Annotated in this window: 10 protein-coding genes and 2 pseudogenes; all 12 read left to right on the top strand. The window is 30.1% G+C overall.

The genetic code is table 11. From position 1 onward, the window contains the following. Positions 1-110: 110 nt before the first annotated feature. Positions 111-908, top strand: a pseudogene (locus tag KPL38_RS16025) (pyruvate formate lyase family protein); the annotation flags it as partial. 27 nt (positions 909-935) lie between these two features. After that, positions 936-1,886, top strand: a complete 951-nt coding sequence (cutD, locus tag KPL38_RS16020; RefSeq protein WP_216290162.1) for a choline TMA-lyase-activating enzyme — start codon at positions 936-938, stop codon at positions 1,884-1,886. Between the two features lie 460 nt (positions 1,887-2,346). Next, positions 2,347-2,514 (top strand): hypothetical protein, encoded by a 168-nt coding sequence (locus KPL38_RS16015; protein WP_216290161.1) that lies wholly within the window; start codon positions 2,347-2,349, stop codon positions 2,512-2,514. Positions 2,515-3,496: 982 nt separating this feature from the next. Then, positions 3,497-3,889 (top strand): shikimate kinase, encoded by a 393-nt coding sequence (locus KPL38_RS16010; RefSeq protein WP_246577997.1) that lies wholly within the window; start codon positions 3,497-3,499, stop codon positions 3,887-3,889. Between the two features lie 372 nt (positions 3,890-4,261). Beyond that, the gene (locus KPL38_RS16005) at positions 4,262-4,900 is read left to right on the top strand and encodes a CatA-like O-acetyltransferase (RefSeq protein WP_216290160.1); all 639 of its coding nucleotides are present in this window, start codon (positions 4,262-4,264) and stop codon (positions 4,898-4,900) included. A gap of 325 nt (positions 4,901-5,225) precedes the next feature. Further along, positions 5,226-5,885, top strand: coding sequence for a DUF6946 family protein (locus KPL38_RS16000; RefSeq protein ID WP_216290159.1), 660 nt, complete (start codon positions 5,226-5,228; stop codon positions 5,883-5,885). A gap of 178 nt (positions 5,886-6,063) precedes the next feature. Beyond that, positions 6,064-7,251, top strand: a complete 1,188-nt coding sequence (locus KPL38_RS15995; RefSeq protein WP_216290158.1) for a WG repeat-containing protein — start codon at positions 6,064-6,066, stop codon at positions 7,249-7,251. 224 nt (positions 7,252-7,475) lie between these two features. After that, a complete protein-coding gene (locus KPL38_RS15990) occupies positions 7,476-8,054 on the top strand; it encodes a hypothetical protein (protein ID WP_216290157.1) in 579 nt (192 codons plus the stop codon). Positions 8,055-8,138: 84 nt separating this feature from the next. After that, positions 8,139-8,276 (top strand): hypothetical protein, encoded by a 138-nt coding sequence (locus KPL38_RS15985; RefSeq protein ID WP_216290156.1) that lies wholly within the window; start codon positions 8,139-8,141, stop codon positions 8,274-8,276. A 124-nt stretch (positions 8,277-8,400) separates the two neighbouring features. Continuing rightward, on the top strand, positions 8,401-9,099 hold the full coding sequence (locus tag KPL38_RS15980; RefSeq protein ID WP_216290155.1) for a tyrosine-protein phosphatase: 699 nt from the start codon (positions 8,401-8,403) through the stop codon (positions 9,097-9,099). 27 nt (positions 9,100-9,126) lie between these two features. Next, positions 9,127-9,588 carry a GNAT family N-acetyltransferase gene (locus KPL38_RS15975; RefSeq protein ID WP_216290154.1) on the top strand — a complete coding sequence of 154 codons (462 nt, stop codon included), beginning with the start codon at positions 9,127-9,129 and terminating at the stop codon, positions 9,586-9,588. Between the two features lie 131 nt (positions 9,589-9,719). Then, positions 9,720-9,905, top strand: a pseudogene (locus KPL38_RS15970) (DUF255 domain-containing protein); the annotation flags it as partial. Between the last annotated feature and the right edge of the window lie 679 nt (positions 9,906-10,584).

The following is a 10,584-nucleotide window of genomic DNA, read 5'->3' as shown; positions in this document are numbered from 1 at the left end:
ATAATTACTAAATTTACCATTGTTCGTGTTATGCAATGGTCTTTTTGTTATGCAATGAAATTAACAACTACTTTCGCAAATTTACACTTGACTTTAACTAGCTGGTCTATATGTCATTGTTTGTTGACGGTTGCATGCAGACAGGTAAAGATGTGACTGCCGGTGGAGCCGTTCTTTATGAAGGACCAGGAACGATATTCGCAGGACTAGGTACTTATGTTGACAGTATGGCTGCAATTAAAAAACTTGTTTATGATGATAAAAAGTACGCGCTTGCAGATATTAAAAAAGCCCTTGATGCTAACTGGGAAGGATGCAATAAAATACGCCATGACTGCCTTGCTGCACCTAAATATGGTAATGATGACAACTATGTAGATCTGATTGCCAGAGACATTGTCGATTATACTGAACATACAATAAACCAGCACAAGTCACTTTATGCAAGACAAATCCATGGCACTTTGTCCCAATCCTTTAATACACCTTTGGGAAGGATGATTGGTGCAACCCCCAATGGGCGTCTTTCCGGTCTACCATTATCTGATGCAATAAGCCCCTCTCAAGGAGCTGATACAAAAGGGCCAACGGCAACCATAAAATCAGAATCCAAAATTAATGTTGAATCAATGAGTCTTGGAATGGCTCATAACTTTAAAATATCAAGTAGTTTTTTGGATACTCCGGAAGGTAGGGAGGGATTAATTACCCTACTACGTACTGCCTCCATTATGGGTAATGCCGAGATGCAATTCAATTGCGTGGATAACAAAACATTAAAACAAGCCCAACTACATCCTGAAAATTATCGGGATCTTATTGTACGTGTTGCTGGATACTGTGCCTTTTTTGTTGAACTTTGCAAGGAAGTACAGGATGAAATAATCAGCCGTACAGTAATTGAATAAAATATATCAAACGGGAGGTTAAGTATTATGGGCAATGCGAATTTAGTTAAAATTGAAAAAAAAGCAATGATTTTTAATATACAAAAATACAATATGTATGATGGACCAGGAGTAAGGACACTGGTGTTCTTTAAAGGATGTCCACTTCGTTGCAAGTGGTGCGCTAATCCTGAAGGATTGGAACAAAAATATCAGGTTATGTTCAAAAAAGATTCATGTATTGATTGTGGTGCTTGCGTCCCTGTTTGCCCGGCTTCAATACATACTATTTCCAAAGAACTAAAACATGAGGTGATACATAGCCTTGATTGTATAGGTTGTCGTAAGTGTGAGAATATTTGCACTGAGTTTGCATTATCCATTGTTGGTGAGAGAAAAACTGTTTCTGAACTTATGAAAATTATCGAAGAGGACCGTGCATTTTATGATGTTTCAGGTGGGGGCGTTACTCTAGGTGGTGGAGAAGTACTGATGCAACCTGAATTCGCAGCAAATTTGCTTATGGCATGCAAGCAGGAAGGAATCAATACTGCGATTGAAACTAGTGGCTATACAAACCTAGAATCGATACTTAAGGTTGCTAAGTTCACGGATTTATTTCTTTTTGATATAAAACAAATTGACTCTGAACGTCACTATCAACTAACGGGAGTACGCAATGAACAAATTTTGGGGAATTTGAAAGAACTTCTACGCCGTCGGTATAACGTGAAGGTCAGAATGCCTCTGTTAAAAGGTATAAATGATAATCAGGATGAAATTGAGAGGGTAATTTCCTTTTTGATGCCCTTTCGTGATTACAAAAATTTTAAAGGTATATATTTGCTTCCTTATCATAAATTAGGAGTAAATAAGTACACACAATTGGGTAAAAAGTATCTAATAAAGGAAGATCCAAGTTTAAGTAGCGATGAATTGGATATTATTGAAAACTGGTTTGAAAAATATGAGTTCCCAGTTGGGGTTATCAAACATTGATAAAATGAGTGAAAAGTCTCCATATTTACTTCAAATAGAAAAGACAAAAAATAAAAATTATAAAAGATGACAAACCTATATTCGTAAGTATCGGCTATTCTTGTATGGTAATTTCAGTTTTTATAGATATAAAAGTTATTTGAATTGCTAGTTTTCAAGGTCGAAAGTTTAATTGATAGCATAAAGTATTATTTAAAGAAAGCACTAATTAATTTTTGGTGTTATTTTTTTGTGCTTTTTAAATGGTTATATATCACTGAAAAAATTACCATTCCCGAAAGAATAACCAAATTTGCATTTCTATAAAGCAGAACATAAATTATACAACTGGTTTAATTTACTTATTAAAATAATTCTTTGAATATTTTATTGGCTATACTCATAACGTATATATGAAAGCATTATTGGGCAGGGAATTGTAATAAACATTATTAATCACAGGCATGTTAAATCTAGACTAATGGAAATAGAAAAGCATATAGTAACAGGAAAGCCATATACCAAAGTTCTACCAATTAAAACAAACTATGGTATAGATGATGACCAAAGTCCAGTGGCTAATGAAATAATTAGTACTATCAATATATTAATTAATAAGCTAGTCAATATATTTTGGCTTAAATGCTGATTTTTTATTGTAAAATAAACTACCGTTCCAAGTGTACTGTTATCATTAATATAGTAGTTTCAACATATCGCATAATTCTTATTCTTAAACTTTTCATCTTTCACAACCCTTCCTTATATCTTATTTATCAGTTAAAATTTCATTAATAAATGCTTGTACTATTCTAATATTAAAAAAACAAATTATCAATAAACATTTAACTTTGTTTTCTACTTTCCGTACCTATTATAGACTAGGTTTAAAAATATTTATCGATAAAATATCTTTTATATGGATTATATAGGTTTTTATTTTAAGTTACACTTATTACCACAACAATCAAAATTTGCAATAATAATAAAAAGTATTGAAAATACGCATTTCAGCTAAAACAAAAGGGGATAAGAATTAAACAATTAACCTTATTATAATCTTTTAATTAATTATTAAACGAATAAAATAAACTAAAAGGAGTAAAAAATAAAAATATACTTGAAACTCTGGTCAAAAATAAACCCGGCCAAGAGCTTAAACTTATTCGTATTCAAAGAGAATTGTTATTTGCTAAATATAAAATAATAACTAGTTTCGTAAATTAGTAAAAGAAATTCTGTAGTAATATATAGGAAATTTTTACTTTTTTCTACAAAATATAAAGGATAATTATGAATATTTGTTGAAGTATGTAAATATAACGGATTATAGCAGTTAATAAATTAACTTTACGTAATGTCTATAATTGGAAATTGAATAAATATATTGTGAGTGTAGGGGATTTCAGGTACAAGTCAGAATTGTAAAACATTGGCAAACAGTATTTATATCTGGGAAAAGAGGTGTTGTTTTGAATTTAGTATTTTTGATTGGAGATACTGCTGTTGGAAAAATGACAGTTGGATAGGAACTAACCAAAATTACAGACCTTCGGTTATTTCATAATCATATAATTATTGAACCTGTAATAGAGACATTTGGATATTTTAATGGAAAAGTAATAACACGAATGAGAGATGTGATTTTTGAGGAATTTGCTAATTCTGATTGTTATGGATTAATCTTTACATATATGTGGGCATTTGACCAACAATCAGATTGGAATTATGTAGAACATGTCTGTGACATTTTTAGAAGACAAGGTGCAAACATATATTATGTGGAACTTGTCTCACCTCAATCTATCAGATTACAAAGGAATGCTACTGAAAATCGTTTGAAACACAAAGCATCAAAAAGAGATGTTGAAATGTCAAACCAAAGGCTTATTAATGATGATAACAACTATCGTTGTGTCAGCAATGATACCGAAATTCCATTTGAAAATTATATAAAAATAGACAATTCCAATCTTCTAGCAGAAATGGTTGCAAAGATGATAAAAGAACGATTTGACCTATAATATTATAGAATATAAATATTGGTTATACTTTGAAGCTTTCTTAAAGTCTGTCAGAAACAACTGTAAAAATCACTAAGGAAATAAAATAAACTGGACGGGTTATGTCTGTAATGTAAAGTTGAAAAATTCAACACTTAATTGCTTAATGTAGGGAAAAAGGATAACAGGGATATGACGAACTAGTACAGTTATGCGAAGTAAGGATTATATTATTTGTAGTAGTATGTATCGGAGGGCTATATATGTGTAATGCTAATGAAACTAGATTAAAAGCTGTTGATTTAGATATTTCAACTGCTGTATTCTAATGGTAATAAAAAAATATATTATGTAATATTTTTTTGACTTGAATTTATAATTAGAGGTGAAAATATGAATATTAAAAAAATTGATATGAATTCTTATCCACGAAAAGCTCACTTTGAATATTTTAGAAATATGGCATATCCTTATGTTGGAGCAACCGTTAATATTGATATTACTTATTTATTTAATGTTATTAAGAGAAAAAAACTGCCTTTTTTTTTAACCATACTTTATATAGCAGCAAATGCAGCAAATAAAATACCTGAATTTAGAAGAAGGATTGATGGCGATAGTATAATTGAATATTCACATTGTAATACATCTCATACGGTTGCTTTAGAAGATGGAACTTATTGTTATTGTGAACTGAATTCTTCTATGAATTGTAAAAAGTTTTTAGAATATGCTGAAGAGAGACAAAGTTTATCCAAAACAAAAGGTATTATGGATGATGGAAATGAAGTAGATTCATTATTTTTTGTATCATGCTTACCATGGATTACTTATACTGCGATTATACAGCCTGTACCCAGCCCATCTGACTGTAATCCGCGTATTACGTTTGGACGTTATTTTAGACAAAATGATAAAATATTAATGCCTACAACTATATTAGTAAATCATGCGCTGGTAGATGGAATACATATTGCAAAATTTTTTGAAAATTTTGATGAAATTATGGCTCAGTTAATTGTTGGTTTATAAACATAGGTTTAAATATAGTTATTTCAAAATATTCTTAAATCTCGTAATAAACAACAGTTATAATTATTAAAGAAATTCGAGAAACTGGACAGGTTATGTCTATAATGTGAAGTTGAAAAAAACTTAAATATAAGAAAGCAAGCAGAGTATCGGAATAATTGAATTTAAACGTATAGTAATTATAAGAAAAGAGAAATGACAGTAACTAACGTAATTCATAGGTTATGATTTAAAAGAAATAAATTCTAAAATTGATGAAGCGAGATGAATAGGGTAATTATAGCAGTTAAACGAAATATATAATAAGATTTAAAGGAGGAGCAAAATGATATATATTCCATCTAAAAGTGAAGCGGATTGGAAACAGTTTTTAGCTCAACCAGATAAGCAATGGAAAGATGGGTATTCTGCTAAATCTTTAGCAATATGTTGGCAGAGAGCCAACGGAATACCTGAAAAGGTGAAAAAAATCTTTGCAAATACTACTGCTATTGAATTAAAGGATGTTGAAATGTTGTTTGGAATTCCTGAGTATAAAGTAGCTTTACCTAGAGGGCGTGAATCACAAAATGATTTATTTGTGCTTGCAAGAACAGATAAAGAAATTTTCCCCATTATGGTCGAAGGTAAGGTTAATGAAAGTTTCGGACCATTAGTAATTGAGTGGGTAAAAAATATGAGTGATGGCAAAAAAGAAAGATTGGAATATCTATGTAAATTATTAAACTTAACAAATAAAAATATTGATAATATCCGCTATCAGTTATTACATAGGACTGCGTCAGCTATTATTACGGCTAATAAATATCATTGCAATATCGCTATGATATTAATACATTCATTCAGTCAATTAAACAAGTCCTTTAAGGACTATTCTGACTTTTGTAAGCTTTATAATTTAGAAGCACAATTAGATACAATCATTGGCCCAGTTATATTAAATGGAGTTAGGGTGTATTGGGGATGGGTTAAAGACGAAGTATAAATATATAAACGAAACTAGATCAGATTTAAAGTCTGTTTTTCAAAATAGTATTGATAAGATAAAAAAATTAATAACAGTTGTCCAGGAGTGTATTGAATAACCTGCTAATTGGACTAAGGATTATTATCAACTAGGGAACTTTGTTTAAGCATAATAAGATGTTCAAGGGGGAGAAAGTATGGATTATCCATTGAAATTTATTACATGGCTAGAAGATCATGAGGATTTATGCATTGAACAATTTAATAGTTCAGATATACCTGAATACTTAAAAGGTAATATTGAATGGTATCCTGTTATATTATTTCATATGGAAAGCGAACTTTATGATGGAGATTTTGATACAGAATTTGATAGGAGATTAAATTTATTATATGAAATGTTCATAAGTGGTGAAATTAAACATAGGCTATCGACTTATAAAAAAACACTATATGGTTATGTAGATAAAACTGGGGACTTTGTCATTGAGCCTAAGTTTGATAACGCATTAGATTTTTATAATGGAAGAGCGTGGGTAAGTATAAATAGTAAATATGGAGTTATAAACAAAAAAGGTGACTATTTAATTGAGCCATTGTATGATGCTGTTGGAAGTTCAACAGAAAATGCGACCTGGGTAAAAATTAATGGGGCATGGGGATTATTAGATAACAACAGTAAATTTATAATGGAACCGCGTTATGATTTTGATTCTATGGGACGTTATTATGAGGATCTGATGTCTGTAACCATATATGAGAAGGTAGGATTTGTTGATACTAAAGGTAATATGGTTATAAGACCATGTTTTAATGATGGTGGAATTGGATTTTCGGAGGGTCTAGCACCAATTTCATTTGATGTAGACAATTCATGGTGGGGTTTTACAGATAAGTGTGGAGTTATAGTATTTGAAGGGTTTGAAAATGCAGGTAACTTTTCTAATGGGTTAGCAGCAGTATTGAGAAGTGGTACATGGAATTATATTAATAAAAGTGGCCAAACCGTAATAGAAACTGAATTTGAAGAGGCCGATGATTTTGAAGAAGGATTAGCATGTATAAAAATAAATGGGGTTTATGGATTTATAAATGATTCAGGAGATTGTTTGATAGAACCCAAATATGAAAGGGCTACTTCTTTTAGAAATGGATTTTCTAATATTACTATAAATGGTAAAGAAGGCTTTATCAATAGAGCAGGTGAAATAGTGGTAGAACCAAAATTTGATTTAGTATTTTCCTTTGAGGAGGAATTAGCAGTAGTTTATTTGAATGGTAAATGTGGATGCATTAATGCACAAGGAGATTTTGTAATAGAGCAACAATTTGATACTGCTTTTGGGTTTTCAGATGGTTTAATGTGTGTAGGAATGCAACAATAACAAAAATCCACAATATTTTTAAAACTAGTCATAAACTACTATAAGTGTTTTAAAGATCAAATGAACTGGACGGGTTATGTCTGTAATGGAAAGTTGAAAAATTCAACACTTAATTGCTTAATGTAGGGAAAAAGAATAACAGGGATATGACGAACTAGTAATAGAATGTAGACTAACATTCTTATCATTTAATAGTAATCTGTTATATAAAAGAGGAGATATAAATGTTCAAAAATATTATTAAGAAGATACCAGGATTTAGAACAGGTAAAAAATACAAGATGATTATTGCAATTATTATATATATATTCGCATCTCTAGTAACACTAGCAGTAGTTGATTATGGAGCTACGCTAGGAGATAAATTCATATATATCATAGAGTGTTTTCTGTTTTTTGGTATACCTTTTATTCTTGTTACTAATGTAGGAAACGTAAGACGTAAATTACCTATTTTTAACAAACAATCAATAAAATTTAATATATTAGGAAGTGTAATTGTTTTTGTAATTATACTTGTGAGCTTTAATCAAATTGAAAATCTAAAATCACCTGAGCAAAAACATTTGGATATACTAGCAACACAACAAAAAGATAATGAGGCAAAAGTGGAGGCAGATACAAAAGCAGATGCAGTAACAAAAGCAAAAACAGAAGTAGCTATAAAGGCCAAAGCAGACGCAGTAGTAAAGGCCAAAGCAGATGCAGAGGAAAAAGCCAAGGAGAGTAAAAAACAAGTGCAATATAAATCAGCTATAGGTAATTTATACCCAGGAGTAATATTGTATATGAAACAGGAATAAGATGGTAAAATAATACCTTTATACATTGTAATTGATAAGAAAAATAATGTTAGTAATGAAGGTGGAACAGTTATTAAAAAAGGAGTGTTATTAAAAGAAACAGATAGTGATGTTACATATTGGGAAGATGTAGATATAATGATTAGAGACAGTCTTAGTGAAGATAAGGGTGCTGCTAAATTTTATGTTAAGTCAGATGACCGACATTTGCCATCAAATTAAAGATGATTCGCATTTTTCTTATAATCGGAAGTTGAAAAATAAAAAATTAATGGGGATATGCCGAATCTGTACTAAAAAGCGAAGGAAGCATTGCTAAACAATGTATAGAAAAGGAAGTGAATATATGCGCCAATTTTTATTAAGCAACACTCTTAACACACGTGATTTAGGAGGATATCCTATAGAGTATGGAAAAGTAACCTCATATAAGGTATTTCTGCGTAGCGATGTGCCAATTCAAGTATCAGATGATGATATAGAACTATTATTATCCAACAATATAACAACAATAGTTGACTTGAGAAACGATGATGAGATTCAAAGTAAACCTTGTGCTTTGAAAAATGATAAAAATTTCGAATACTATCATTGCAAAATACATGGAGATGGATGTTTGCCTGCGAGTGTTGAAGCTGTTTCAGATTCGTACTTTGCAATGGTAGACGAGCAAAAAGCTGTACTTAATATCATGAAAGTATTTGCAAAAGCTAAAGGTGGTGTTCTCTACCATTGTACAGCTGGTAAAGATAGGACAGGGGTTATTTCAGCATTATTGCTGCTATTATCTGGTGTTTGTAAAATAGACATTTTAGCTGATTATCAGATTTCCCAAGCATATTTAGGTTCTATGCTACAACAGTTTTGTAAAACCAATAAAAATGTTGACATAAATATCATAACTCCAAAAACAGAGTATATGGAAAAATTTCTCGATATGTTCCAACAAAAATATAACTCTATAGAAGAATATTTTTTCCAAATCGGTTTAAGTGATACTGAAGTATTACAATTAAAAATGAAATTAATAAGCTATGTGAAGTAATATATTTTATTAGGTAGGTGAATTGATGTGAAAATTATAAAGTTGCATAAAAATAATATTACAAATGCGCTTGATTTGGTGTGGAGAGTTTTTCAAGAATTCGAAGCACCAGATTACTCAGAGCAAGGTATTGAAGAATTTAGAAAATTTATATCTTATAATTCTATTATTGAACAATTTGATACAGCAGAATTATACCTTTGGGGATGTATAGATAATAATGATTTAACAGGTGTAATCGCAACAAGAGGAATTAATCATATATGCATGATGTTTGTAAATAAAGAGTATCATAGACAAGGCATTGCAAGAAGTTTATTTCAAACAGTTGAAGAGAGATGTAAAAGTGTGGGTAATATTAAAAAGATTACAGTAAATTCATCTCCATATGCAATAAAAGTTTATCATCATCTTGGCTTTATTAATATAGATGAAGAGCTTAATGTTAATGGTATTAGATTTACACCTATGTCATATTTGTTAAAGTAAAGAAAAAAGAATATTTGTGGTTGAAGATAAGACGTAATAAGGTTATTTTACTTCTTTATTTTTATGGACTTAAAGTAGTTACCCTTGACATAATATTATTAATACATATTTGATAGGAGTTGTGTGTAGCTATGACTAAACTAGGTATTATTAAACAAAACAGAAAACCTAACAGATTAATTAATGAAAATCCTCCATACCTTCTGCAACATGCATATAATCCAGTAAATTGGAATCCTTGGGGAGAAGAAGCCTTTGCAAAAGCTAAATCAGAATATAAACCAATTTTCCTTTCAATAGGCTATTTTACTTGCCATTGATGTCATGTAAACTAAACGCTGCAATTTATAAAAAACAGCAACCATTGAAACTAAAGGACTTAAGCTTAGTTTGTTTTGAACTTTAAGTTCTTATATAAGCACTAACATAATTGTTGGTGTTATTTTTTGAGCTTTTTTATGGTTATTAAGTAATATAGCTATAAAAAAAGTTAGAAATTACTAAAGCAATTTTGTGGAAAGAGATATTTACAAAAGTGTATAGCAGCATGTAAAATAATGCTATAATCCTACCAATAGTTAGTTCGCAAGTGCAATCAATCACGAATTAGACGTAAATTTAGTTATTATAAAATAGGGGTGAATTGACTAAAGAATAAATCAGTTTTGTGTAAGAAGGTATTCATAAGAGTTGCTTCATTAGTTTAGAATATTATTTAAATACTGAGGACTTTACTAGAATAGTAAAAAGTAAAGGAATTAACTTGAGATATTAGTGTGTATATATGATATATATTTATTTTTAGATATATGTAGAAAAGCTTGAAAGTACACAAAACGTAATACAAAGTGAAGCAATATTGGAATTATGAATAATATGTAATTCATAACATGATTATCCCACAAAAAGCTTGTAATTACTTCCAAACGTAGTAATTATGATATAATAATATCAAAATCAGTACGTAGAGGAGGATTACTATGTTTTGCAAAAATA

The organism is Clostridium psychrophilum (assembly GCF_018861705.1).
Lineage (GTDB): Bacteria > Bacillota > Clostridia > Clostridiales > Clostridiaceae > Clostridium_AD > Clostridium_AD psychrophilum.
This window is presented reverse-complemented; position numbering and strand designations above follow the sequence as displayed.

What these genes read in the sequence shown, in the direction of transcription:
- cutD (WP_216290162.1), top strand. Translation starts at nt 936, where the DNA reads ATGGGCAATGCGAATTTAGTTAAAATTGAAAAAAAAGCAATGATTTTT.
- KPL38_RS16005 (WP_216290160.1), top strand. Translation starts at nt 4,262, where the DNA reads ATGAATATTAAAAAAATTGATATGAATTCTTATCCACGAAAAGCTCAC.
- KPL38_RS16000 (WP_216290159.1), top strand. Translation starts at nt 5,226, where the DNA reads ATGATATATATTCCATCTAAAAGTGAAGCGGATTGGAAACAGTTTTTA.
- KPL38_RS15990 (WP_216290157.1), top strand. Translation starts at nt 7,476, where the DNA reads ATGTTCAAAAATATTATTAAGAAGATACCAGGATTTAGAACAGGTAAA.
- KPL38_RS15980 (WP_216290155.1), top strand. Translation starts at nt 8,401, where the DNA reads ATGCGCCAATTTTTATTAAGCAACACTCTTAACACACGTGATTTAGGA.
- KPL38_RS16010 (WP_246577997.1), top strand. Translation starts at nt 3,497, where the DNA reads ATGAGAGATGTGATTTTTGAGGAATTTGCTAATTCTGATTGTTATGGA.
- KPL38_RS15995 (WP_216290158.1), top strand. Translation starts at nt 6,064, where the DNA reads ATGGATTATCCATTGAAATTTATTACATGGCTAGAAGATCATGAGGAT.
- KPL38_RS16015 (WP_216290161.1), top strand. Translation starts at nt 2,347, where the DNA reads ATGGAAATAGAAAAGCATATAGTAACAGGAAAGCCATATACCAAAGTT.